This is a genomic window from Kitasatospora sp. NPDC029312 (assembly GCF_055569215.1).
This window is the reverse complement of sequence record NZ_JBVHXY010000064.1, coordinates 14,297-38,083: the sequence shown is the minus strand read 5'-3', so window position 1 is coordinate 38,083 and position 23,787 is coordinate 14,297. Positions and strand designations below refer to the sequence as shown.

Sequence of the window (23,787 nt, the reverse complement as noted above, 5' to 3'; positions counted from 1 at the left end):
CCGACCTCCCCTCTCCACTCCCCACCCCCCTCCCCCCCCCCCACCCCCCCCCCCCCCCCCCCCCACCCCTCCCCCCCCCCCCCCCTCCCCCCCCCCCCCCCCCAACCCCCCCCCCCCCCCCCCCCCCCAACCCCCCCCCCCCCCCCCCACGGGGCCTTCGTCAGTGCACGCCCTCGAAGAGGCTCGTGACCGACCCCTCCTCGAACACCTCGCGGATCGCGGCCGCGATGGAGGGGGCGATGGACAGCGTGGTGATCTTGTCCAGCTGGAGCTGCGCCGGGGTGGGCAGCGTGTTGGTGAACACGAACTCGCTCACCCGGGAGTTCTTCAGCCGGTCCGCGGCCGGGCCGGAGAGCACGCCGTGCGTGGCGGCGACCAGGACGTCGGCGGCGCCGTTCTCGAACAGCGCGTCGGCGGCGGCGCAGATGGTGCCGGCGGTGTCGATCATGTCGTCAACCAGCACGCAGACGCGGCCGTTGACGTCACCGACGACCTCAGCCGAGAGGATGGTGTTGGCCTGGGTCATGTCGCGGCGCTTGTGGATGATCGCCAGCGGCGCGTTCAGCCGGTCGCACCACTGGTCGGCGACCTTCACCCGCCCGGCGTCCGGCGAGACGACGGTCAGCTTGGAGCGGTCCACCTTCCCGCCGATGTAGTCGGCGAGCAGCGGCAGCGCGAAGAGGTGGTCCACCGGGCCCTCGAAGAAGCCCTGGATCTGCGCGGTGTGCAGGTCCACGGCCATCAGACGGTCGGCGCCGGCCTGGCGGAGCAGGTCGGCGATCAGGCGGGCCGAGATCGGCTCGCGGCCCAGGTGCTTCTTGTCCTGGCGGGCGTACCCGTAGAACGGCAGGATCGCGGTGATGCTCTTGGCGGAGGCCCGCTTCAGAGCATCGATCATGATCAGCTGCTCCATGATCCACTGGTTGATGGGAGCCGTGTGGCTCTGCATCACGAAGCAGTCCGCGCCGCGCGCCGACTCCAGGAAACGGACGTAGATCTCGCCGTTGGCGAAGTCCAGGGCCTTGGTCGGAACCAGCTCGGTCCCCAGCGCCTCGGCCACCTCCTTCGCCAGCTCCGGGTGGGCACGGCCGGAGAAGAGTTTCAGTTTCTTCTCACCCGACGTCGTGATCCCGCTCACTGCACCGTCTCCTCGCGTTGCGGACGCTGAATCCCCTCCCGCGGCGGGCAGGCGCAGCCGCACCCGCGGGGGTCAGGGGGTTTGTCGGTACGCCTGGACACGGGCGGTAAGCCCAGTGGCGCACGTATGACCCCCAGGTTACGCGCCCGTGCGGAAAGCGTCCGCCCCGGGACCGCCCCGGGACCGCCCGCGGGCGCACCGCCGGCCCGTCAGGCCTCGCCGGCGCCGTCCTTGGCGGCCTTCGCGGCCTGGGCGGACGTGGTCCCAGGGCGCTTGCGCTCGACCCAGCCGTCGATGTTGCGCTGCTGCGCCCGGCCCACGCCCAGCGCGCCCGCCGGGACGTCGCCGGTGATCACCGAGCCGGCCGCGGTGTAGGCACCGTCGCCGATGGTGACCGGGGCGATGAACATGTTGTCCGAACCGGTGCGGCAGTGCGCGCCGATGACCGTGCGGTGCTTGTTCACCCCGTCGTAGTTCACGGTGACCGAGGCCGCGCCGACGTTGCTGCCCTCGCCGATCACGGCGTCGCCGATGTAGGAGAGGTGCGGCACCTTGGCGCCCTCGCCCAGCTCGGAGTTCTTCACCTCGACGTAGGTGCCGACCTTCGCCTTGCGGGCCAGCTTCGCCCCCGGCCGCAGGTAGGCGTACGGGCCGGCGGTGGCCAGCTCGCCGACCTCGGCGCGGTCGGCCGTGGTGTTGCTCACACGGGCGCCGGCGCCGACCAGGGTGTCCTTCAGCGTCGAGTTCGGGCCCACCTCGCAGCCCTCGCCGAGGTGGGTGGCGCCCTGCAGCTGGGTGTTCGGCAGCACGACGGCGTCCGGCTCGTACGAGACCTGCACGTCGACCCAGGTGGTCGCCGGGTCCACCACGGTGACGCCCGCCCGCATCGCCCGCTCCAGCAGGCGGTCGTTCAGCAGCCGGCGGGCCTGCGCCAGCTGGACCCGGTCGTTGATGCCCAGGATGTCCCGGTGGTCCTCGGCGACCACGGCGCCCACCCGGTGACCGGCCTCGCGCAGGATCGCCAGGGTGTCGGTCAGGTACTCCTCGCCCTGCGAGTTGTCCGTGGTGAGTTCGGCCAGCGCCTCGGCCAGCAGCTTGGCGTCGAAGGCGAAGACGCCCGAGTTGATCTCGGTGATCGCGCGCTGGGTGTCGCTGGCGTCCCGCTCCTCGACGATCGCGGCGACGGTGCCGTCCTCGTCCCGCAGGATGCGGCCGTAGCCGAAGGGCTCGGGGACGACGGCGGTCAGCACGGTGACCCCGTTCTGCTGCGCGGCGTGGGCGTCCGCCAGCCGGAGCAGGGTCCGGCCGCTCAGCAGCGGCGAGTCCCCGGCGGTGACGATCACGGTGCCGTCCAGCACCACCCCGTCGGCGGCCAGCGCCTCCAGCGCCGTGCGCACGGCGTGCCCGGTCCCGTTCTGCTCCTCCTGCACCACCGGCCGCACCGCCGGATAGTGCGCCGCCAGGTGCTCCTCGACCTGCTCGCGCTGGTGACCGACCACCACGACCAGCTGCTCCGGCGTCAGTTCCCCGGCCGCCGCCACGGCGTGACCCACCAGCGAGCGCCCGCACACCTCGTGCAGCACCTTGGGCAGCTTGTTCGACTTCATCCGGGTCCCGCCACCGGCGGCGAGCACGACAACGGCGGCAAGCGAATTGGCACCCATGCGGGGAGGCTCCTCATTAGGTTCACAGAGAGGGCAGAGCAGCCCGGCCCGGACCCAGGCCGGTCGCCATTCGCACAGTCCGCCGAGCAGCACCGACAATACCGGCGAGGGGGGAAACGCCCGAACCCGAGGCGTGAAGAGGCTCCGCCGCTAGGATTCGAACCCAGACAAAGGCCTCCAAAGGGCCCTGTGCTGCCATTACACCACGGCGGACAGTCGTGTCAGACCCTACCCGAGACGACCCTCCCGTGGGTATCGACCGACGCGATCCGCAGGCCCGGAATCCGCCCGAGCGGGGTCGAACACCCCCACCCTCCGGTTCATCCATCCAGTCGGCTGAATTCACTCGAGTGCCGCGTGGCGGCGTGTTCCCCTGGACAGGAGGCGCAACCTACGATGCCGTAGGTTACGCAAACGTAGGTCCGCTGTCCCGTTCCGGGACACCGCGAAGGGACGCCCCCATGACCACCCAGGCAGACCAGGCCCACGCGGATCGCGCCGCGCTTCCCGATCCCTCCCCCGGTCCCTCCGTCGATGAGCCCGTCGACCCGTCCAGGGACCCCTCGACCGACCCTTCCGCCGGCCCGGCCGATCCCTCGGCCGACGCCGCGACCCGACTGTCCGCCACCAGGGGCGGGGAGAAGCAGGGCTTCGCCGAGCGCGTCGCGCTCGGGCTGTTCATCCTCGTCCCGTTCGCCGCGCTGCTCGCCGCCGTCCCGGTGGCCTGGGGGTGGGGGCTGGGCTGGACGGACGTGGCGGTCACCGTCGCCATGTACTTCCTGACCTGTCACGGCATCACCGTCGGATACCACCGCTACTTCACCCACGGCGCCTTCAAGGCCGGCCGCCCGATGCGCCTGGCGCTGGCGGTCGTCGGCAGCCTGGCCGTCGAGGGCCCCCTGGTGCGGTGGGTGGCCGACCACCGCAAGCACCACCGGTTCAGCGACAAGGACGGCGACCCCCACTCGCCCTGGCGCTACGGGGAGAGCGTCCCGGCGCTGATCAAGGGCCTCTGGTGGGCGCACATGGGCTGGATGTTCGACGAGGAGCAGACCCCTCAGCTCAAGTACGCCCCCGACCTGGTCCGCGACCCGGCCCTGCGGCGGATCTCCCGGCTGTTCTGGCTCTGGACCATGATCTCGCTGCTGCTGCCCCCGCTGGTCGGCGGCCTGGTGAGCCTGTCCTGGGAGGGCGCGCTGTCCGCCTTCTTCTGGGGATCGCTGGTCCGGGTGGCGCTGCTGCACCACGTCACCTGGTCGATCAACTCCATCTGCCACGCCGTCGGCCGGCGCCCGTTCCGCTCCCGGGACCGCTCCGGCAACGTCTGGTGGCTCGCGGTGCTGTCCTGCGGCGAGTCCTGGCACAACCTGCACCACGCGGACCCGACCGCTGCCCGGCACGGTGTGCTCCGCGGACAGATCGACTCCTCGGCCCGGCTGATCCGCTGGTTCGAGCTGGCCGGCTGGGTCCGGGACGTCCGCTGGCCTGACGCACAGCGGATCGCCGCCCGCCGCGCCGCATGAGGGGGCGCTTCCAGCATGATGTAGGGGTGAACGGGAGCAGCGAAGACAGCACAGGCGGTCACCACAGCACGCGGACGGACGCGGCGCCCGGAACGGCGCCGGCCCGTCCGCGGGCCGCTGCACCGGTGGGCGGGCGCGCCGAAGCGGGCCCGGAACGGGTCGCCGACGGGGGTACCGACGGGGGCGTGGCCGGCTCAGCCCCCCGGCGCCGGGGCGGCCGGGTCCGGATGACCGGCAAGCAGCGCCGCGAGCAGCTGCTCGAGATCGGCCGGACGGTCTTCGCGGAGCGCGGCTACGACGGCACCTCGGTGGAGGAGATCGCCGAGCGCGCCGGGGTCTCCAAGCCCGTCGTCTACGAGCACTTCGGCGGCAAGGAGGGCCTGTACGCGGTGGTGGTGGACCGCGAGATGCAGCTGCTGCTGGACATGGTGACGGGGGCGCTCACCGGCGGTCACTCGCGCGAGCTGCTGGAGCAGGCCGCGTTCGCGCTGATGGACTACATCGACACCTCGACGGACGGCTTCCGGATCCTGGTCCGGGACTCGCCGGTGGCCCAGTCGACGGGCACCTTCGCCTCGCTGATCAGTGACATCGCGACCCAGGTCGAGGACATCCTCGGCCTGGAGTTCAAGTCCCGCGGCTTCGACGCCCGACTGGCCCCGATGTACTCGCAGATGCTGGTCGGGATGGTCGCGCTGACCGGCCAGTGGTGGCTGGAGGTCCGCAAGCCGGACAAGGCGACGGTGGCGGCGCACCTGGTGAACCTGGCCTGGCACGGGCTGGAGGGGCTGGAGCGGCACCCCAGGCTGGTCGGCGACCGCACGGCCTGACCGGCCGCCACTGCCCGTCCCCACCGCGTCAGCTCGTCCCCGCCGCCTCGGCCCTCCCCGCCGCCTCGCTTGGCGTCACTGCCGCCTCACTGCCGCCTCACTGTCGCTTCACCCCCACCGCGAAGATCCGCCGGAACGGGAACACCGTCCCGTGCGGTCCGGCCGGGTAGGCCTCGCGCAGCAGCCGCCCGTACTCGGCGAGGAAGTCCGCCCGGTCGGCCGGATCGGCGAGTTCGGTGAGGACCGGCCGCAGCGCGCTGCCCTTGACCCACTCCAGCACCGGGTCGGGCCCGGGGAGCAGGGTGCGGTAGGTGGTCTCCCAGACGTCGGGGAGGCAGCCGGCGTCGGCCAGGGCGTCGAGGTAGCGCTCGGGCGGGTGGACGCCGGCGCGTACGGCGTCAGTGCCGAGGAGGTCGCGCCAGCGCGGGCTGCGGCGCAGGTCGGCGAGCAGGGTGTGGCTGGGGGCGTCGAAGTTCCCGGGGACCTGGAAGGCCACCGCTCCGCCCGGCCGCACCGCGGCGGCCCAGCGCGGGATCAGGTCGAGGTGGCCGTCGATCCACTGCAGGGTGGCGTTGGAGACGATGAGGTCGGGCCGGGCCGGGGCCGGGTCGTACGCGCGGGCGTCGGCGAGCAGGTAGTCGGCGGTGGGTTCGCCCTCGCTGCGGGCGGTGGCGAGCATCGCGGCGGAGTTGTCGATGCCGGTGATCCGGGCCCGCGGCCAGCATTCCCGGAGGACGGCGGTGGAGTTGCCGGGGCCGCAGCCGATGTCCAGGACGACGGTGTCGGGACGGTCCGGTAGGGCGGGGACACGGGCGATCAGCTCGCGCAGCGGGCGGGTGCGTTCGTCGGCGAAGCGCAGGTACTGCGCTGGGTCCCAGTCGGGGGTGGGCATGGTTCACCTCGCGGGTATCTCGACGTCAAGACATCTTCCGGCAGCCTCATCGGCACTTTTCTCGATGTCAAGAGACTTCACATCGACACATCCACCGATACACTGATCGTCATGGAGGACGAGGTCGACAGGCTGGTCGCAGCGTGGCGCCGAGAGCGCCCCGACCTCGACGTGGAACCGCTCGAGGTGCTCAGCCGCGTCAGCCGCCTCGCCCGGCACCTGGACCGCGCCCGCCGCACCGCCTTCGCCGAGCACGGCCTGGAGCCCTGGGAGTTCGACGTCCTCACCGCCCTGCGGCGCGCCGGCTCCCCGTACCAGCTCTCCCCCGGCCAGCTGCTCACCCAAACCCTGGTCACCTCCGGCACCATGACCAACCGGATCGACCGCCTCACCGGCAAGGGCCTGGTCAAGCGCCTGCCCGACCCGGACGACCGGCGCGGCGTGCTCGTCCGGCTGACCGACGACGGCCGGGACCGCGCCGACCAGGCGCTGGCCGGACTGCTCGCACACGAACGCGAACTCCTGGCCCAGCTCAGCTCCGACCAGCAGGGCGAACTCGCCGCGCTGCTGCGGCTGCTGGTCGCACCGTTCGACAACATCCCGGGCTGAGCCCCGCCCGGCCGCTCCTGCACCGCTCCACGCGCCGCTGCTCCGCTGGGCCTCGGCCCCCGGGCCTCAGCTGGTGGAGGCGACGGACGGCGGTGGGGCCGGTTCGGCCGGGCTGACCCCGGCCCGGCGGGCGACCGCGACAGCGGCCAGCGTGGAGTGCACCCCGAGCTTTCCGAGCACGTTCTGCATGTGGGTGCGGACGGTGTGCGGCGACAGGTAGAGCCGCTCGGCGACGGCCTGCCGGCCCAGGCCCGCGACCATGCAGCGCAGGATCTGCTTCTCCCGCGGCGTGAGGGTGTCGACCAGTCGCTCGCTCTCGGTGCGGTCCCGCCGGGCGGTGGTCAGCTCGCGGATCACCCCGGTGAGCAGCGCGGGCGGCACATGGGTCTCGTCCCGCAGCACCCCCCGGACCACCGCCAGCAGCCGGGCCAGCGAACTCTCCTTCGCCACCCAGCCGGTGGCGCCCGCGTGCAGCGCCCGGGCCGCCCGGTGCGGGTCGTCGGCGGCGGCCAGGACGACGAAGCGCAGCCCGGGGTGGGCGCGGCGCAGCCGGCCGAGCAGGGCGATGCCGTCGGGGGGCGGGGCGACGGCTCTCAGCTGGTCGGCGCGCGGTTGGTCCCCGCGCGGTTGGTCTCCGCGCAGTGGGTCCCCGCGCAGGTGATCGCCGCGTACGGTGTCGACCCGCAGCTGCTCCGGGCCCGGCTGGTCCGGCGGGCGGCCCACGACCGTCGGGGCGGCGGACCGACGGGGTGACACCGCGGCCGGCACCGGGCGGCGGCGGTCCTCCTCGACCCGGTCGGTGCCACTGCGGGCCCGCGAGCCCGCGGCCTCGGCTCCCAGATCCGCGTCGATCAGCGCCACGTCGTACGCCCGGCCCTCGGCGGCGGCCCGCTCCAGCGCCCGTTCGGCGGCGGCCGCGCTGCCGGCCGCGCCGACCTCCACGTCCGGCTCGGCGGCGAGGGACGCGGCCAGCGCCTCGGCGAAGATCCGGTGGTCGTCGACCACCAGGACCCGGATCCGCCCCATCGTCACTACCCCCTGCCCTGCTCAGAGCGCCCGAGCCCGGGAGCGGGGACCGGTCCGGCGCGTGCTCCGAACCCGTCGCTCCGCCTGCCCACCGGTCGGTCGGCCGGGCCGAATGGGCGCCGGCCCCCACCGGTACCGGACTCAGCGTACGGGCCGGGAAACTCCCCCGTCGTGGTTTGGTGAAGTTCGTCAGGAGGTGCGGGCGTGAACCGGTTCGTGCGAGCCGGACGGCCCCGGGCGCTTCCGCACCCGGGGCCGTCGTGAGTCGCCCGCGTCAGCCGGCGTTCTTCTCCAGGGTGAACTTCCAGGCGTCGGCCACGATGTCGTCCAGGTTGGGGCGGCGCGGCGTCCAGCCCAGCGCCTGGCGGGCGCGCTCGGCGGAGGCCACCAGCACGGCCGGGTCGCCGGCGCGGCGACCGGCCACCTGCACCGGGATCTCCCGGCCGGTGACCCGCTTGACCGACTCGATCACCTCGCGCACCGAGAAGCCGCTGCCGTTGCCCAGGTTGCAGATCAGGTGCTCGCCCGGCTTGGCCGCGTCCAGTGCCAGCAGGTGGGCCTCGGCCAGGTCCGCCACGTGGATGTAGTCGCGGATGCAGGTGCCGTCCGGGGTGGGGTAGTCGTCGCCGTACACTGCGATGTGCGGGCGCTGCCCGAGGGCAGCCTGGAAGACCAGCGGGATCAGGTGCGACTCGGGGTCGTGGCGCTCACCGTAGGCGCCGTACGCGCCGGCCACGTTGAAGTAGCGCAGCGACACGGCGGCCAGGCCGTGGGCGACGGCCTCGCTGGTGATCAGGTGGTCCACCGCGAGCTTGGTGGCACCGTAGGTGTTGGTCGGCGCGGTACGGGCGGTCTCGGCGATCGGCACCGCCTCCGGCTCGCCGTAGGTGGCGGCGGTGGAGGAGAACACCAGCTTGCGCACGCCCGCCGCGCGCATCGCGCTGATCAGCTCCAGCGAACCGGCCACGTTGTTGCGCCAGTACTTCTCCGGGTCCGCGACGGACTCGCCGACCTGCGAGGAGGCGGCGAAGTGCAGCACCCCGTCGAAGGAGCCGTCCAGCACCTTGCCGGCCTCCTGGATCCGCCCCTCGACGAACTCGGCGCCGGTCGGGACGCCCTCCCGGAACCCGGTCGAGAGGTCGTCCAGGACGGTCACCTGGTGCCCCGCCTCCAGCAGGTGGGCGGCCACCACACTGCCGACGTAGCCGGCGCCACCCGTGACCAGGTACTTACTCATGATGAGACCTCCAGCGGGCGATGGTCCGCCCGGTCGGCGGGCCATCGGTGGATGCGTACGACTGCGGTCAATTGTCCCTGCTCGGCGGGGTGCTCCCGACCACGGGGCGGTCGCTCCCGGGCTTTCTCACCCAACCCTCAGCGGCCCTCCACGGCAGCCGCCGACAGCCGCCGGCAGCCCCCGCGCTCAACCGCCGGTCATCCGCTCCAGCAGCCCGGTGCGGGCCGCCACCGCGGCCGCCTCCAGCCGGGTACGGGCACCCAGCTTCATCAGCACCCGCTGGACGTGGGTACGGGCGGTGCTCGCGGCGATCCGCATGCCGGTGGCGATAGCCGCGGTGTCCTCGCCGTCCGCGATCCGGGCCAGCACCTGCACCTCACGGCGGGTCAGCAGCCGCAGCAGCCGGACCGCCTCGTCGTCCGGTTCGGCCACCGGGCGCAGCAGTTGGTCGAAGGCCCCGCGCAGGACGTCCACGGCCACCGCGGCCTCACCGGCGCGAGCCCGGCCGATCGCCCGCTCGACCACTTCGATCCGCTCGTCGCTGGGCACGTACCCGGCCGCCCCCGCCGCGAACGCCCCGGCCACCCCGCGCAGTTCACCGACCGGTCCGAGCACGATCACGGCCACCTCGGGGCGCTCCCGGCGGATCCGGCGCAAGCCCTCGAAGGCGCCCGGCTCCCCCGGCGCGGCCACGCCCAGCAGGCACACCTCCGGCCGCCGCCCGACCACCAGATCGGCGGCGACGCCCGCCGGGGAACCGACCGCGAGCACCCGGTGGCCACGCAGTTGGAGTGCGGTGGCCAGCGCCTCGGCCAGCAGACGGTGGTCGTCGACCACCACGAGTCGAACGCCCATGACGCCCTCCCGGTCGGGGTCCGGCTCGCGCCCGCACCCGTCGAGTGGGCGGCCGATGACGCCCCATCACAGCGCATTCCGTACCCGACCCGCTAGGCCACCGCGTGTCGGCCGCCCATCGGGTGGATGCCGGACGGGCGGGTGCCGGACGGACGGGGTGCCGGGCAAAAGCAGAAGACCCCCGCCGAGAGGCGAGGGTCTTTCAGTTGAGCCCCCATGCGGAATCGAACCGCAGACCTTCTCCTTACCATGGAGACGCTCTACCGACTGAGCTATAGGGGCTTGCCGGGCTTTCGCCGGGCCGGTCGAACAAGGAAGACATTACACGGCCGTCGGCCCGGAAGGGAAATCGGCTCCGGCCTGGCTCCGGCCCGGCTCCGGCCTGGCTCCGGCCGGCTCCTGCCCGGCCCCGCCGGGCTCCCGCCCGCCGTCCGGGCCCGCCTCCGGCCGCTCAGCCTTCGGCGTGCACCGCGTCGAACTCCTCGCGGGCCTCCAGCATCTGCCGGGCACGCCGCTCCGTCCAGCGGCCGAGCGGGGACACCAGCTCGGCCAGCTCCCGGCCGAGCGGCAGCAGGTCGTAGACCACCCGGGGCGGTGTCTCGGGGAAGACCGTGCGCAGCACCAGGCCGTCCCGCTCCAGGGTGCGCAACGACTGGGTGAGCATCTTGCGGCTGACTCCGCCGACCCCGCGCTGCAGTTCGGAGAAGCGCTGCGGCCCGCAGGCCGAGAGGCTCATCAGGATCAGCAGCGACCACTTGTCGGCCAGCTCGGCGAACATCTCCCGGCTCGGGCAGAGCTGGGCGAAGACGTTGAGCTCCTGCTCCTGGCCCTGCTCACACCCCTCCTCCTGATCCCGCTCCCGGCGCTCCCCGGCCGGTCCGCAGCCCGGCCGCCGCGCCGGCTCCTGGTGCCGCCCGGCGGGGGTGCGGGCCGTCTCCTCGGTCGTCATACCGACCAGCGTAGTCCTTTGGTCTCCAATCCACTCTTGGTAACCGAGGGAGACCTGGTCTATATTGGAGACCGTTCGACGGGCCCAACGCTCGCAGGTCCGCCCTACCGCGGCTCGTCCCCTCCACTTCCACCCGGCCCACCGCCGTCCCGTACAGGAGCGCCCGCATGACCGCCATCCGCCCCACCGTCGCGATCGCCTACCACTCCGGCTACGGCCACACCACCGTGATCGCCGAGGCCGTCGCGCGCGGCGCCGTCGCCGCGGGTGCCGAGGTCCTCTCCATCGCCGTCGACACCATCACCGACGAGCAGTGGGCCCAGCTCGACGCCGCCGACGCGATCGTCTTCGGCTCCCCCACCTACATGGGCACCGCCTCCGGCGCCTTCCACGTCTTCGCCGAGGCCAGCAGCAAGCGCTGGTTCGCCGACGCCTGGAAGGACAAGGTCGCGGCCGGCTTCACCAACTCCGCCTCCAAGAGCGGCGACAAGGCCGCCACCCTCGGCTACTTCCAGACCCTCGCCGCCCAGCACGGCATGAACTGGGTCAACCTCGGCCTCAAGCCCGGCTGGAACGCCACCACCGCCAGCGAGGACGACCTCAACCGCCTCGGCTTCTTCAACGGCGCCGCCGCCTCCACGCCGGCCGACGCCGGCGCCGAGGCCGTCCACAAGGCCGACATCGCGACCGCCGAGCACCTCGGCGAGCGCGTCGCCCGGCACACCGCCGTCGTGCTCGCCGGCCGCGCCGCCCTGGCCGGCTGAACCAGCCGCCTGAACCGGCCGCCCGCCCGGGTGCGCCTACGCCGCCGGGTCCGCCCCCAGGACGGGCGCCCGGCGGCGTCCGCCGTCCACCGCCGCCAACTCGGCGCCCGTCGTCTCCGGCAGCAACCGCAGACACCCCAGAGCCAGCACGCCCAGCCCCGCCACGTACCAGCCCACCGGCTGCGCCGTCCCGTACACCGCCGTCAGCCTGGTCGCCACCAGCGGTGTCGTCGCACCGCCGACCACCCCGCCCAGGTTGTACGTCAGCGCGGCCCCCGTGTAGCGCACCCGGGTCGGGAACAGCTCCGGCAGGAACGCCGCCAGCGGCCCGAACACGCAGCCCAGCACCACCATCGCCCCCGCCAGCCCGACGAACATCAGCGGCCGCCTCGTCGTCTCCAGCAGCGGGAACAGCACCAGCGACCAGCCCACAGCCAGCGCCGTCGCCCACTTCAACGTCCGCCGCCGCCCCCACCGGTCACTGCGCGAGGCGCTCAGCCACACCATCACCGCCATCCCCGCCGCGCCGACCAGCAGCATCGACAGCACCAGCGTGCTCGCCACCCCGAGACCGGACGTCGCGTACGCCAGCGCGTACGTGGTGGTCAGGTAGAACAGCGCGTACCCCACGGTGATCGCCCCACCGCCCGCCAACACCGGCCGCCAATGCTCGCGCACCACCTCCACCACCGGCGGCCGCTCCCCGCGCCCGGCCGCCCGGAACAACGGCGACTCCTCCAACCGCAGCCGCACGAACAGCCCCACCGCCACCAGCACCAGCGACGCCACGAACGGCACCCGCCAGCCCCACTCCCGGAACGCCCGCCCGTCCAGGCCGAGTTGCAGCGCCAGGAACACCCCGTTCGCCAGCACGAACCCGCCCGTCGGCCCCAGCTGCAGAAACCCCCCGTACCGCCCCCGCCGCTCCGCCGGCGCGTTCTCCGCGATCAGCAGCGCCGCCCCACCCCACTCCCCGCCCAACCCGACGCCCTGGCACACCCGCAACACCACCAGCAGCACCGGCGACCACCACCCCCACGCCGCGAACCCCGGCAACAACCCCACCGCCGCCGTCGCCAACCCCATCGACAACAGCGACGCCACCAGCGTCGCCTTCCGCCCCACCCGGTCCCCGAAGTGCCCGAACACCACCGCCCCCAACGGCCGGGCCAGGAACGCCACCGAATACACCGAGAACGCCGCCAACAGCGCCCCCACCGTGCCGAGCCCCGGAAAGAACACCGGGCCGAACACCAAGGCGGCCGCCGTTCCGTACAAGAAGAAGTCGTAGAACTCGATCGCCGTCCCGATCAACGCCGCAGCCGCCGCCCGCCGCAACTGCCCTACCCGCCAGGCATCTTCCGCATCCATACCACCAACCCTCACCAACCCCCCGGCACCGGCACCAGCCCCCACCCGAGTGACCCGGGCGCACCACTGCCCCCGCACCCCGGTGCCCGGGAGCGTGCGCCCCGGGCACCCCAGCCCCCTCGCGGCACCGACGTCCGTTCCGGCTACCTCGTGTACGGATTGTCCTCCGGCGACACCGGCGGCACCGGCGGCTGGTACGACGGCGGAGCCGCCGGCGGGGCAGTCGGCTGCCGCGCAGGCACCGGCGGAACAACGCCCCCGGACGGAACCGCAGCCGCCCGCCGCCGCACCACGGCGAAGACCGCCCCGGCCACCAGCACCAGCCCACCCACCACAGCGGCCACGATCACCAGCGTGCCGCCACCCGACCCGGAGGACGCACCCGCCTTCGGCTGCACCGGCGGTGCACCGACGGCCACTTCGGTCGGGGTCTCGGCAGGGCTCGGCACCGACGACGCGGGAGCCGACGAACTGGCAGACGGGGACACAGGCAGAGGATCCAGTGCGGGAACCGGAGACACATCCGCCGGACCAGGATCACCAGGATCCGTCAAAGCAACGCGCGGTCGTACAGCTCCGTAACCACTCAGGTCGTTGCGCACCGAACCGTCATGCGGCTTGCCGGCGGTATTGATGAGAACCCTCAGGATTTGATTCGCTGTCCAGTCCTTGTGCACGGACCAGACGAGCGCGGCCGACGCAGAAACCAGCGCGGCGGCAGCCGAGGTGCCATGACTCTTGCAGTAACCAGTACTGCCGGTACACGCCTCGATCATGTCCATACCCGGCGCTACGAGGGTTACCTGTGGCCCCTGTTGAGACTCGGAAGTCACGACAACATCGCGATCGACCGCCCCGACGCCGACGACATTCGGCAGCGCGCCCGGATACTCGGCAAGGTTTCCCGACTGAGCGGAATTCCCAACACTCGATACAACGAGCGAGCCCTTGCTGCGCGCCCACGCCAGGGTCTTGTTCAGACTCTCGACGTCGCCAGGCGAGGTGGTGGCCGCAGCAATTCCTTGCGAGACATTGATGACCTTTGCCCCATGCTCAACGGCATAGGTGACGGCCTGGCCGATCTGCCCCAGGAAGTCCGTCGAAACCACGGGTCCGACGGTCCCATTGTTAATCTTCAGCGGAAGAATCTTGGCCCCAGGGGCAAGCCCGTAGGCGCCTGTACCGCCGTTTGATTTTCCGGTCCCAGCAATGAGGCTGGCCATCTCGGTCCCGTGTCCGTCGCCGTAGGCACCCACGCCGCCCGCCCCGCCGCTGAAGTCCTTGCCTGGCAGAAATTGCCCCTCCAGGTCGGGGTGATCCAGCTTGAACCCACCGTCGATCACCGCAACGGTGATGCCGTCACCCCTCGAGACCTTCCACATCTCGGAAGCATGCATGGCATCCAAATGCCACTGGTCCGGGCGAATGGGTCCATCGGCGACCGCAGGCGCCGCGATCGGGCCGACCACGGTTCCAGCCGCCAGGAGCAGCGCAGCGAACATCCGCCAACGCACTCGCGTATTCGTCCGCCCCATCACAACTCCTCGTCAATCTTTCCACCGGCCGGGAAGACGTGCCCCGAACAGGTCTGCCCGGCCACTGGGCGAGCCCACTGGCCGGGCAGACGTTGCCGCACTACTCAATCACGTCCGGGTTGCTCTCCGGCGTACCGCTGGTCCAGGTTTCCTCGTCCTCGTGAAGGTAGTCCGCTCGGTTGTGACGGTTGCGTTCGTTCCGACCGCCGTGGCCCGCCATTCCGGGGGCCATCATGCCGTTCTGTCCCGAACGGGCTCCGCCCTCGGCGGCTTCCGCTGCGGCCGCCCGGTTGCGCAGACCCGTGCCGCCCGGCGTGAACTCTCCGCCCGCGGCGGGGCCCTTGCGACCGCCGACCGCACCACCCGGGGTACAGGCCAGGCCCCGGCCACGCGAACTGCCGCCCCCACCGATCACACCGTGGCCGCCGCCCATACCCGGGTTCATGCCCATGCCTCCGCCCATGTTCGACCCGGCTCGGCCACCGGTGGCGGGCCCGGCCTCGCGCCCGAAGACCGTTCCGCTGGGCAGCCCCGGGTTGCCGGACTTGCCAGACACTGTGCCGCCGCCGAACGGTACCGTGCGGGCGGGAATCGAGCCCCCACCAGTGCCCTTGGCCGGGATCGAACCACCGCCGGGTCCGACCGGGAAACCTGGGATCGGCCCCCCACCCGGTAGACCAGGGGTGCCCCCGGGACCACCCGGATAGACAGGAGTGGCAACCGGGCCGGTTGGCTGTAGGGGGTTACCGCCAGGGCCGGAGGGACCGGTCCGGGTCGGCAGGGTGGGCAGGCTGTTGAGGTCAGTGCCAGGACGGCTCACCGGATCCGACGGATGGGACGGCGGAACCGACGAACCCGGGTCCTGCGGCGCCGGCGGGAGTTGTCCACCACCGTGCGGCGGAGTCGGGCCGCTGTGACCCGGATTCGGAGTTTCCTGCCGGCCCGTTCCCGGATCGCGGGGCTTCACCGAGCCACCGCCGTAATCGCCCACGGACGAACTGCGACTCCCGTCAGCGCTGCCACCGCTGGTGCGAGGGCTGCTGACGGAACCGCCATAGCCCCCGCCGGAACTACTTCCCGAGTAGTCTGACGACGTCTCTCGATTCGTCTCAGGCGTGCCCGGCAACGCAACGTCGCCGAGCCCGTTCAGCTTCGTGGTCGCCGCAGCGTAGGCCTCCCCCAGTTTCTCCATCTGGTGGATGGCTTCCTGGTGCGCGTCGTAAAGCTCCTTCGTCCCGGCCATCGCCTCGGTCTCCGAAACCCAGTTGTCGGCTCCGCGTTTGCGCTTCATCGCTGCATCGATGTCGGCAGTGGAGGGTCCGTTCGGATTCCAACCGACCGACTGTAGCTGAGTGACTACTGCAGGGTCGGGCGCTCCCTGGGACTTCCGCCCGGCCACCCACTTGAGGGCATCCGGAGGCACCGGCGGCACGGCGGCCTTGGCGGTGCTGAGTGCTTCACCAGCCTGGTGCATCGCGTCGCCCGCGCCCGCGGAGTAGGTGCCCAGCTTCTCCGCGGACTGCTGCAGGTTGTTGGCCCAGGTCTTGAAGTTCTCCGCAGCCTGTCCTTCCCAGGTGACCTGGGAAACGTGCGCCTTGAGCGCCCCGCTCAGTTCCGCCAGCACTCGGCCGGCTGCTTGCAGCTTGGTGCCGCGGCTCAGCACCAAGGCAGGATTAGTGTCTTCGACCATGCCCTTGAGCACGGCATGGTCCATGCCTTCAAAGTTCGATTCGACTGCCACTACCTACACCCCGTTCCCCGTGAACCCTCTCCATCGACCGCCGTCACAGGTCGTTCTTGCCGGCAGGTCCGGTCGTCCCCGCCACGCCGGAGCTCTTCGCGACCGCGTTCTGATCAGCGGTCGCCTGATCCTCGTTGGTCCGGTAGTTACCCTCCGTGCTCGCCACTGCCTTCTTCATCGCCTCGATCTGCGACAGGAAGTCCTTGTGCAGCTTGACGAGCTGGGTGTGGACCTTTTCGTAGGTGCTGGAGAGGGTGACCGCTTCCACGAACTGGTGCGCAGATCCCCCGCTCACGAAGCTGCCCTGGGTCAGCTTCTGCTGCTCGAGCTTGTACGGCGCGGCCGGCGATCCGTCCATCGCGGCGAGCAGTGCTTCAATCTTGGTGGCGAAGGTGGTGAGCGTGTCCAGCTCGACCTTGACGTCGTGCTTGCCGAAAGCGGCGACCAGCGCGTTGGCGTCCCCGTACGTCTGCGCCTCGCTGATGGTGGGCCCGTATCCGCCCGGGTTGGTGGGCAGCACGTACGGTTTGGCCTCAGGCGACGAAGGCGCGGGGTCCGTTCCCGCGGGCTTCGTCGGGTTCGTGGTCGTCCCCGGCTTGCCGTCATCTGCCACAGCAGTTCACCTCTCCCCCGTACGGCCGGGCACTCGGGCCGACGCCCGAGTGCTTCCCGCCGCAACGCACCGTCAACTTCTCGGTCATACCGTCCTGGTCGGTCGAACCGCCCGACGTGGGGGCGGTTCTCCCCGCTGTCATCGTAGCCACCGCCCCTGTCGGCCGGGCAGGGGCCCTTGGCCGGTCCGGGCGCGATCGGTACGAACTTGACACGTGCGGGGGGCTGTCGGGTGCCCGACCCCGAGGAGGCGGAGCGGGTGCGCCGGGCGCTGGACGAACTGGCGGCAGCGGCGCGGCGGCACCGTCCGCCGACGGGGCCGGCGGCCCGTCCGACGGCGCCGCACGACCCGGCGCTCAGCGCGCTGGGCCGTGCGGCGGACGAGTTGGAGAGCCTGTTCGGCGGGAAGTAGCTACCGGCCCCACCTGGTCGGCAGCGGCATCACCCGGACCCACTCAGCCGGCAGCGGCGTAGCTCGCTCCCACTCAGCCGGCAGCGGCGTGGCTCAGACCTGCTCGGCCAGCTCCAGCCAGCTCATCTCCAGCTCCTCCTTCTCCTCCCGGACGGCGCGCAGTTGTCCGTCCAGCTCCGCGACCTTGGAGAAGTCGGCGGCGTGCTCGGCGAGTTGGGTGTGGAGCTTGGACTCCTTCTCGTCGAGCTTGGCGATCTGCCGCTCCAGCTTCTGCATCTCCTTCTTGGCCGCCCGCAGGTCTCCGCCGGACAGTGCGGAGGCGGCGCCGGCCTCGGCGGCCGGGGCCGGGGCGGCGGCAGCGGGGGTCGCGGCGGCGGCCGCCGCCATCCGGGCCCGCCGTTCCAGGTACTCGTCGACGCCGCCAGGCAGCATCCGCAACTTCTTGTCGCCGAGCAGAGCGTGCACCACGTCCGTGGTCCGCTCGATGAAGAAGCGGTCGTGGCTGATGACGATCATCGAGCCGGGCCAGCCGTCGAGCAGGTCCTCCAGCTGGTTGAGCGTCTCGATGTCCAGGTCGTTGGTGGGCTCGTCGAGGAACAGCACGTTGGGCTCGTCCATCAGCAGGCGCAGCAGTTGCAGGCGCCGCCGCTCGCCGCCGGAGAGGTCGCCGACCGGCGTCCACTGCTTGTCCTTGCCGAAGCCGAACTGCTCGCAGAGCTGACCGGCGCTCATCTCCCGGCCCTTGCCGAGGTCGACCCGGGAGCGGACCTGCTCGACGGCCTGCAGCACCCGGGTGGCCGGGTCCAGCTCGGCGACCTCCTGGGACAGGTAGGCGAGTCGCACGGTCTTGCCGACCTTGATCACACCGGAGGCCGGCTGCACCTCGCCCTCGGAGGCGTACGCGTCGCGCAGGGCGCGCAGCAGCGAGGTCTTGCCGGCGCCGTTGACGCCGAGCAGGCCGATCCGGTCGCCGGGGCCGAGCTGCCAGGTGAGGTTCTCCAGCAGCAGCTTGGGGCCGGCCTTGACGGTGACGTTCTCCAGGTCGAAGACGGTCTTGCCGAGCCGGGCGTTGGCGAACTTCCTCAGCTCGCTCGTGTCGCGCGGCTCCGGCACGTCCGCGATCAGGGCGTTGGCGGCCTCGATCCGGTAGCGCGGCTTGGAGGTGCGGGCGGGGGCGCCGCGGCGCAGCCAGGCGAGTTCCTTGCGGGCCAGGTTCTGGCGCTTCTGCTCCTCGACGGCCTCGATCCGGGAGCGCTCGGCGCGGGCGAAGACGTAGTCGGAGTAGCCGCCTTCGTACTCGTGCACCTCGCCGTTCTGGACGTCCCACATCCGGGTGCAGACCTGGTCGAGGAACCACCGGTCGTGGGTGACGCAGACCAGTGCGGAGCGGCGCTTCTGCAGGTGCTGGGCGAGCCAGTTGATGCCCTCGACGTCGAGGTGGTTGGTGGGCTCGTCGAGGATGACCAGCTCGGGGGAGCCGAGCAGCAGCTTGGCGAGGGCGATCCGGCGGCGCTCGCCGCCGGAGAGCGGGCCGATGACGGTGTCCAGGCCGTCGGCGAAGCCGGGCAGGTCGAGGCCGCCGAAGAGGCCTTCGATGATGTCGCGGATCCGGGCGTCGCCGAGCCACTCGTGGTCGGCGCGGTCGGCGATGACCTCGTGCCGGATGGTGGCCTCGGGGTCGAGCGAGTCGTGCTGGGTGAGGACGGCCGGTTCGAGGCCGCCGTTCCAGGTGATCCGGCCGCCGTCGGGCTCCTCCAGCTTGGCGAGCATCCGGATCAGGGTGGTCTTGCCGTCGCCGTTGCGGCCGACGACGCCGATCCGGTCGCCCTCGCTCACGCCCAGGCTCACCGCGTCCAGCAGGGTGCGGGTGCCGTAGACCTTCGTGACGGACTCGATGGTGGCGAGGTTGACGGCCACGTGTGCTGCGCTCCTGGGTTCGGCGGTCGCCGGGCGGGCTGGGCCCGCCGCCGGCTCGGGGAGACCCCGATCTCCCCAGCCTAATGGGCCCGCGGTGACCCGGACGACGGACTCAGAGCACCGACGCCCCCGGCACCGGCCCGTACGTGGCGTGCGCGGTGCGGCAGGTGCCGGAGGCCCGCAGCGCCTCGGCGACGGTGGTGGCCGCGTCGGCGTCCTTGGCCAGGAACGCGCAGGTCGGCCCGGAGCCGGAGACCAGGGCGCCGAGCGCGCCCGCCTCGGTGCCGGCCCGCAGGGTGGCCGCCAGCGCGGGCCGCAGCGACAGCGCGGCGGCCTGGAGGTCGTTGGCGAGCGCGGCGGCGAGGGCGACGGCGTCGCCCTCGGCGAGGGCGGCGAGCAGGGCCGGGTCGGCGTCGGGGGTGGGGACGTCGGTGTCGCCGGAGCCGGTGCCGGCCTCCTCGCGCAGCCGGTCACACTCGCGGAAGACGGCGGGGGTGGACAGGCCGCCGTCGGCGACCGCGAAGACCCAGTGGAAGGTCCCGGAGACGGCGAGCGGCTCCAGGATCTCGCCGCGGCCGCGGCCCAGCGCGACGCCGCCGACCAGGGCGAACGGCACGTCGGAGCCGAGTTCGGCGGCCAGCTCCAGCAGCGTTTCGACGGGGGTGTCGAGCTTCCACAGGGCGTCGCAGGCGACCAGTGCGGCGGCGCCGTCGGCGCTTCCGCCGGCCATGCCGCCGGCCACCGGGATGGCCTTGGCGATGTGCAGGTACACCGCGGGGTCGGTGATCCCGTGGTGGGCGGCGAGGAGCCGGGCGGCGCGGGCGGCGAGGTTGCTGTCGTCGAGCGGGACGGCCTCGGCGTCCGGCCCGGAGCAGGACAGCGTGACGCCCTCGGACGACTCGGTCGCGGTGACCTCGTCGCCGAGCGCGACGGCGAAGAAGACGTTGGCCAGGTCGTGGAAACCGTCGGCGCGCAGTCCGCCGACCCCGAGCTGGACGTTGACCTTGGCCGGTACCCGTACGGTGATCACTCGCTGTCCTCAACGGGCTCGGCGGCGGACTGGTGCTCGGCGGCGGACTCGGGCCCGGCGGGCCTGGCCTCAGCGGCGTTCTGCCCGGCGGCCTTCTGCCCGGTGGCGCGCTCGGCCCCGGTGACGGCCTTGTGGTCGCCGGCGGGCTTGTGCTCGGCGATCGCGGCGAACTGTTCCACCGTCAGCATCTCGCCGCGCAGCTTGTGGTCGATCCCGGCGGCGGCGAGCGCCTGCTCCGCCCCGGCGGCCGAGCCGGCCCAGCCGGCCAGGGCGGCGCGCAGGGTCTTGCGCCGCTGGGCGAACGCGGCGTCGACGACCGCGAACACCTCCTCGCGGCTGGCGGTGGTCTTCGGCGGCTCGCGGCGGATCAGCGAGACCAGTCCGGAGTCGACGTTGGGGGCGGGCCAGAACACGTTCCGCCCGATCGCCCCGGCCCGCTTCACCTCGGCGTACCAGTTGGCCTTGACCGACGGGACGCCGTACACCTTGTTGCCGGGCTTGGCGGCGAGCCGGTCGGCGACCTCGCTCTGGACCATGACCAGGGTCCGCTCGATGCTGGGGAAGGTCGCCAGCATGTGCAGCAGGACGGGCACGGCGACGTTGTACGGCAGGTTGGCGACCAGCGCGGTGGGCGCCGGCCCGGGCAGCTCGGTGACCTCCATGGCGTCGCTGAACACCAGGTCGAAGGAGTCCGCGCGACCGGGCATCCGGGCGGCGACGGTGTCCGGCAGGTGCCGGGCCAGTACCGGGTCGATCTCGACCGCCGTGACGTGCCGGGCGACCTCGAGCAGCGCCAGCGTGAGCGAGCCGAGTCCGGGCCCGACCTCCACCACCGCGTCCTGCTCCGTCACCTCGGCGGCGCGGACGATCCGCCGCACGGTGTTGCCGTCGATGACGAAGTTCTGCCCGCGCTGCTTGGTCGGCTTCACGCCGAACGCGGCCGCCAGCTCCCGGATGTCGGCGCTGCCCAGCAAGGGGGTCCCCCCGGCCGGAGGCTGGGGGCGGCTGTCAGGGGTGGGGTCGGTGGTGCTCACGCGCCAAGGATACGGGCGCGGGCGGCGCCACCCGGACGCGCCGGACCGGAGCGCCCGACGGGAGCGGCGCGCCGGACCGGAGGGCCGCCCCTAGGGCCCCGACGCCCGGGTTCAGTATCCGAACGCCCGGGCCGTGTTCGCCGCGATCGCCGCCGACAGCTCGTCCTCGTGCAGCCCCAGGGTGACGGCCATCGACCGCACCGTGACCGGGATGAGGTACGGCGCGTTGGGCCGGCCCCGGTACGGGTGCGGGGTGAGGAAGGGTGCGTCGGTCTCGACCAGGATCCGGTCGAGCGGCGTGGCGAGCAGCGCGTCGCGCAGCGGCTGGTTGGCCTTGAAGGTGACCGGACCGGCGAAGGAGAGGTACCAGCCGTGTTCGGCGCAGACCTCGGCCATCTCGGCGTCGCCCGAGTAGCAGTGGAAGACGGTCCGTTCCGGGGCGCCCTCGGCCAGCAGGACGGCGATGACGTCCTCGTGGGCGTCCCGGTCGTGGATGACCAGGGCCTTGCCGTGCCGCTTGGCCATCTCGATGTGGCGGCGGAACGACTCCTTCTGGATCTCCACGCCCTCCGGGCCGGTGCGGAAGTAGTCCAGGCCGGTCTCGCCCACGGCGAGCACCTGCGGCAGCGCGGCGAGGGCGTCGATCTCGGCGAGCGCCTCGTCCAGCGCCGCCTGACCGCCCGCGGGCCGCCGCCGGCCGGACCAGCCGTCCGGGTCGCCGAGGAAGATCCGCGGCGCCTCGTTGGGGTGCAGGGCGACGGCCGCGTGCACCTGGTCGTACCGGCCCGCCAGTTCGGCGGCCCAGCGCGAGCCGGGCACGTCGCAGCCCACCTGGACGACCGTGGTGACTCCGACCGAGGCGGCCCGGGCCAGTCCCTCGGCCGGGGTGCCGGCCTGCATGTCGAGGTGGGTGTGCGAGTCGGCCACCGCCACGGCCAGGGGTTCCGGCAGCGGCGGCGGGGTCGACCGGTCGTCGTCCTTGGCGGGCATCAGGAGGCCGGCTTCTCTTCCAGGCGCGGGAACAGGATCTCGCCCTTGGTGACGGTGGCACCGGCGGGCAGCCGGCCCCAGTCACCGGCGGTGGCGACGGTCTGCGCGGCGAGCGCGCCGAGGCCCTCGGCGGCGCCGAGCGAGGCCCACAGCTTCTCGGCCGTGGCCGGCATCACCGGGTTGAGCAGGACGGCGGTGCCGCGCAGCGCCTCGGCGGCGGTGTAGAGGATGGTGGCCAGACGCGCCCGGCCCTCCTCCGAGTCGTCCTTGGCGACCTTCCACGGCTCCTGCTCGGTGAGGTAGCCGTTGACCTGCTTGACGAACTCGAAGATCGCCGCGAGGCCGCCGGCGAAGTCGAGCTCCTCGCCGATCTTCACGTCGGCGGCGGCGACGGCGGCGGCGAGCCCGTCGGCGACGGCCTGCTCGGCGTCACCGTGCGCGGCCGAGGCCGGCAGCTCCCCGCCGAAGTACTTGCCGACCATCGCGGCGACCCGGGAGGCCAGGTTGCCGAAGTCGTTGGCCAGTTCGGAGGTGTACCGGGCGGTGAAGTCCTCCCAGGAGAACGAGCCGTCCGTGCCGAACGGGATCGCCCGCAGGAAGTAGTAGCGGTACGCGTCCACGCCGAAGTGCGAGGTGAGGTCGGTGGGCGCGATGCCGGTCAGGTTGGACTTGGACATCTTCTCGCCGCCGACCATCAGCCAGCCGTTGGCGACGACCCGCTTGGGCAGCGGCAGGCCGGCGGCCATCAGCATGGCGGGCCAGATGACGGCGTGGAAGCGGAGGATGTCCTTGCCGACCAGGTGAACGGAGGCCGGCCACAGCTCGGCGAAGCGCTCCGGGTCGCTGCCGTAGCCGGCCGCGGTGATGTAGTTCTGCAGCGCGTCCACCCACACGTAGAGGACGTGCTTCTCGTCCCAGGGCAGCGGCACGCCCCAGTTGAAGGTGGAGCGGGAGATCGAGAGGTCCTTCAGGTCCTGCTCGACGAAGCGCAGCACCTCGTTGCGGGCCGACGCGGGCTGGATGAAGCCCGGGTTGGCGGCGTAGAACTCGAGCAGCTTCGGGCCGTAGGCGGAGAGGCGGAAGAAGTAGTTCTCCTCCTCCAGCCACTCGACCGGCCGCTTGTGGACGGAGCAGAGCTTCTCGTCCTCGGTGGCGCCGTCCAGCAGCTCGGCGGGGAGCTTGAACTCCTCGCAGCCGACGCAGTACGGGCCGGAGTAGCCGCCCTTGTAGATCTCGCCCTTGTCGTACAGATCCTGGACGAACTCCTGCACCCGGACGGTGTGCCGCTCCTCGGTGGTGCGGATGAAGTCGTCGTTGGCGATCTCCAGGTGCTCCCAGAGCGGCTTCCAGGCCTCCTCGACCAGCTTGTCGCACCACTCCTGCGGGCTGACGCCGTTGGCCTCGGCGGTCCGCATGATCTTCTGACCGTGCTCGTCGGTGCCGGTCAGGTACCACACCTTCTCGCCGCGCTGGCGGTGCCAGCGGGTGAGGACGTCGCCCGCCACCGTGGTGTACGCGTGGCCCAGGTGCGGACGGTCGTTGACGTAGTAGATCGGGGTGGAAACGTAGTACGCCGAGGCGTTCGCCCCGGTGGTGCTGTGCTCTGCAGTGGCCGCCATGGTCGGAAAGCTTAGTCGGGCCCGAACACCCGCCTCGAC

Annotated in this window: 21 protein-coding genes and 2 tRNA genes; 5 read left to right on the top strand and 18 right to left on the bottom strand. The window is 72.3% G+C overall.

Annotation, left to right across the window (positions count from 1 at the left end; translation table 11 throughout):
* Positions 1-160: 160 nt before the first annotated feature.
* The 3 genes from ACZ4WV_RS33390 to ACZ4WV_RS33380 all read right to left on the bottom strand — a co-directional run bounded on the left by ACZ4WV_RS33390 (position 161) and on the right by ACZ4WV_RS33380 (position 3,015).
* Complete coding sequence (locus tag ACZ4WV_RS33390; RefSeq protein WP_465752514.1) at positions 161-1,138, bottom strand: ribose-phosphate diphosphokinase; 978 nt, start codon at positions 1,136-1,138, stop codon at positions 161-163.
* Positions 1,139-1,347: 209 nt separating this feature from the next.
* Positions 1,348-2,802, bottom strand: coding sequence for a bifunctional UDP-N-acetylglucosamine diphosphorylase/glucosamine-1-phosphate N-acetyltransferase GlmU (gene glmU / locus ACZ4WV_RS33385; protein WP_465752512.1), 1,455 nt, complete (start codon positions 2,800-2,802; stop codon positions 1,348-1,350).
* Positions 2,803-2,944: 142 nt separating this feature from the next.
* Positions 2,945-3,015: transfer RNA gene (locus tag ACZ4WV_RS33380), tRNA-Gln, on the bottom strand.
* Positions 3,016-3,263: 248 nt separating this feature from the next.
* Here ACZ4WV_RS33380 and ACZ4WV_RS33375 point away from each other — a divergent pair.
* Together ACZ4WV_RS33375 and ACZ4WV_RS33370 are read left to right on the top strand one after the other, a co-directional pair.
* The gene (locus tag ACZ4WV_RS33375) at positions 3,264-4,325 is read left to right on the top strand and encodes an acyl-CoA desaturase (protein ID WP_465752510.1); all 1,062 of its coding nucleotides are present in this window, start codon (positions 3,264-3,266) and stop codon (positions 4,323-4,325) included.
* A 227-nt stretch (positions 4,326-4,552) separates the two neighbouring features.
* On the top strand, positions 4,553-5,155 hold the full coding sequence (locus tag ACZ4WV_RS33370) for a TetR/AcrR family transcriptional regulator (protein WP_350739313.1): 603 nt from the start codon (positions 4,553-4,555) through the stop codon (positions 5,153-5,155).
* A gap of 97 nt (positions 5,156-5,252) precedes the next feature.
* Here ACZ4WV_RS33370 and ACZ4WV_RS33365 read toward each other — a convergent pair whose 3' ends face one another.
* Entirely contained in the window at positions 5,253-6,047 is a 795-nt protein-coding gene (locus ACZ4WV_RS33365; protein WP_465752508.1) for a methyltransferase domain-containing protein, read from the bottom strand.
* Positions 6,048-6,158: 111 nt separating this feature from the next.
* On the opposite strand from ACZ4WV_RS33365, the gene ACZ4WV_RS33360 reads away from it, so the two are divergent.
* On the top strand, positions 6,159-6,656 hold the full coding sequence (locus ACZ4WV_RS33360; RefSeq protein WP_350739233.1) for a MarR family winged helix-turn-helix transcriptional regulator: 498 nt from the start codon (positions 6,159-6,161) through the stop codon (positions 6,654-6,656).
* 66 nt (positions 6,657-6,722) lie between these two features.
* On the opposite strand, the gene ACZ4WV_RS33355 is transcribed toward ACZ4WV_RS33360, so the two are convergent.
* The 5 genes from ACZ4WV_RS33355 to ACZ4WV_RS33335 all read right to left on the bottom strand — a co-directional run bounded on the left by ACZ4WV_RS33355 (position 6,723) and on the right by ACZ4WV_RS33335 (position 10,723).
* Positions 6,723-7,682, bottom strand: coding sequence for a LuxR C-terminal-related transcriptional regulator (locus tag ACZ4WV_RS33355; protein WP_465752506.1), 960 nt, complete (start codon positions 7,680-7,682; stop codon positions 6,723-6,725).
* Between the two features lie 274 nt (positions 7,683-7,956).
* Positions 7,957-8,919: a UDP-glucose 4-epimerase GalE gene (galE, locus tag ACZ4WV_RS33350; protein ID WP_465752504.1), complete on the bottom strand. Its 963-nt coding sequence runs from the start codon at positions 8,917-8,919 to the stop codon at positions 7,957-7,959.
* A gap of 186 nt (positions 8,920-9,105) precedes the next feature.
* Positions 9,106-9,774, bottom strand: coding sequence for a LuxR C-terminal-related transcriptional regulator (locus ACZ4WV_RS33345; RefSeq protein WP_465752502.1), 669 nt, complete (start codon positions 9,772-9,774; stop codon positions 9,106-9,108).
* 209 nt (positions 9,775-9,983) lie between these two features.
* Positions 9,984-10,056: transfer RNA gene (locus ACZ4WV_RS33340), tRNA-Thr, on the bottom strand.
* Positions 10,057-10,225: 169 nt separating this feature from the next.
* Positions 10,226-10,723 carry a winged helix-turn-helix transcriptional regulator gene (locus ACZ4WV_RS33335; RefSeq protein WP_465752500.1) on the bottom strand — a complete coding sequence of 166 codons (498 nt, stop codon included), beginning with the start codon at positions 10,721-10,723 and terminating at the stop codon, positions 10,226-10,228.
* 167 nt (positions 10,724-10,890) lie between these two features.
* On the opposite strand from ACZ4WV_RS33335, the gene ACZ4WV_RS33330 reads away from it, so the two are divergent.
* On the top strand, positions 10,891-11,487 hold the full coding sequence (locus tag ACZ4WV_RS33330; protein ID WP_465752498.1) for a flavodoxin family protein: 597 nt from the start codon (positions 10,891-10,893) through the stop codon (positions 11,485-11,487).
* Positions 11,488-11,523: 36 nt separating this feature from the next.
* On the opposite strand, the gene ACZ4WV_RS33325 is transcribed toward ACZ4WV_RS33330, so the two are convergent.
* The 4 genes from ACZ4WV_RS33325 to ACZ4WV_RS33310 form a co-directional block, all read right to left on the bottom strand.
* Positions 11,524-12,858: an MFS transporter gene (locus tag ACZ4WV_RS33325; RefSeq protein ID WP_465752496.1), complete on the bottom strand. Its 1,335-nt coding sequence runs from the start codon at positions 12,856-12,858 to the stop codon at positions 11,524-11,526.
* Positions 12,859-13,001: 143 nt separating this feature from the next.
* Positions 13,002-14,360: a S8 family serine peptidase gene (locus ACZ4WV_RS33320; protein WP_465752494.1), complete on the bottom strand. Its 1,359-nt coding sequence runs from the start codon at positions 14,358-14,360 to the stop codon at positions 13,002-13,004.
* A 133-nt stretch (positions 14,361-14,493) separates the two neighbouring features.
* Positions 14,494-16,134 (bottom strand): WXG100 family type VII secretion target, encoded by a 1,641-nt coding sequence (locus tag ACZ4WV_RS33315; protein WP_465752492.1) that lies wholly within the window; start codon positions 16,132-16,134, stop codon positions 14,494-14,496.
* 43 nt (positions 16,135-16,177) lie between these two features.
* Positions 16,178-16,747: a hypothetical protein gene (locus ACZ4WV_RS33310; protein ID WP_465752490.1), complete on the bottom strand. Its 570-nt coding sequence runs from the start codon at positions 16,745-16,747 to the stop codon at positions 16,178-16,180.
* Between the two features lie 231 nt (positions 16,748-16,978).
* Here ACZ4WV_RS33310 and ACZ4WV_RS33305 point away from each other — a divergent pair, with 231 nt between their 5' ends.
* Positions 16,979-17,158 carry a hypothetical protein gene (locus tag ACZ4WV_RS33305; RefSeq protein ID WP_465752488.1) on the top strand — a complete coding sequence of 60 codons (180 nt, stop codon included), beginning with the start codon at positions 16,979-16,981 and terminating at the stop codon, positions 17,156-17,158.
* Positions 17,159-17,251: 93 nt separating this feature from the next.
* Here ACZ4WV_RS33305 and ACZ4WV_RS33300 read toward each other — a convergent pair whose 3' ends face one another.
* The 5 genes from ACZ4WV_RS33300 to metG form a co-directional block, all read right to left on the bottom strand.
* On the bottom strand, positions 17,252-19,075 hold the full coding sequence (locus tag ACZ4WV_RS33300; RefSeq protein ID WP_465752486.1) for an ABC-F family ATP-binding cassette domain-containing protein: 1,824 nt from the start codon (positions 19,073-19,075) through the stop codon (positions 17,252-17,254).
* 112 nt (positions 19,076-19,187) lie between these two features.
* Entirely contained in the window at positions 19,188-20,105 is a 918-nt protein-coding gene (locus ACZ4WV_RS33295; protein WP_465752483.1) for a 4-(cytidine 5'-diphospho)-2-C-methyl-D-erythritol kinase, read from the bottom strand.
* Positions 20,102-21,139, bottom strand: coding sequence for a 16S rRNA (adenine(1518)-N(6)/adenine(1519)-N(6))-dimethyltransferase RsmA (gene rsmA / locus ACZ4WV_RS33290; RefSeq protein ID WP_465752481.1), 1,038 nt, complete (start codon positions 21,137-21,139; stop codon positions 20,102-20,104). The genes ACZ4WV_RS33295 and rsmA overlap by 4 nt, the downstream gene beginning before the upstream one ends.
* A 111-nt stretch (positions 21,140-21,250) precedes the next feature.
* Positions 21,251-22,129 (bottom strand): TatD family hydrolase, encoded by an 879-nt coding sequence (locus ACZ4WV_RS33285; protein WP_465752479.1) that lies wholly within the window; start codon positions 22,127-22,129, stop codon positions 21,251-21,253.
* Positions 22,129-23,748 (bottom strand): methionine--tRNA ligase, encoded by a 1,620-nt coding sequence (gene metG, locus ACZ4WV_RS33280; RefSeq protein WP_465752477.1) that lies wholly within the window; start codon positions 23,746-23,748, stop codon positions 22,129-22,131. Before metG ends, ACZ4WV_RS33285 begins: the two co-directional genes overlap by 1 nt.
* Positions 23,749-23,787 lie beyond the last annotated feature (39 nt).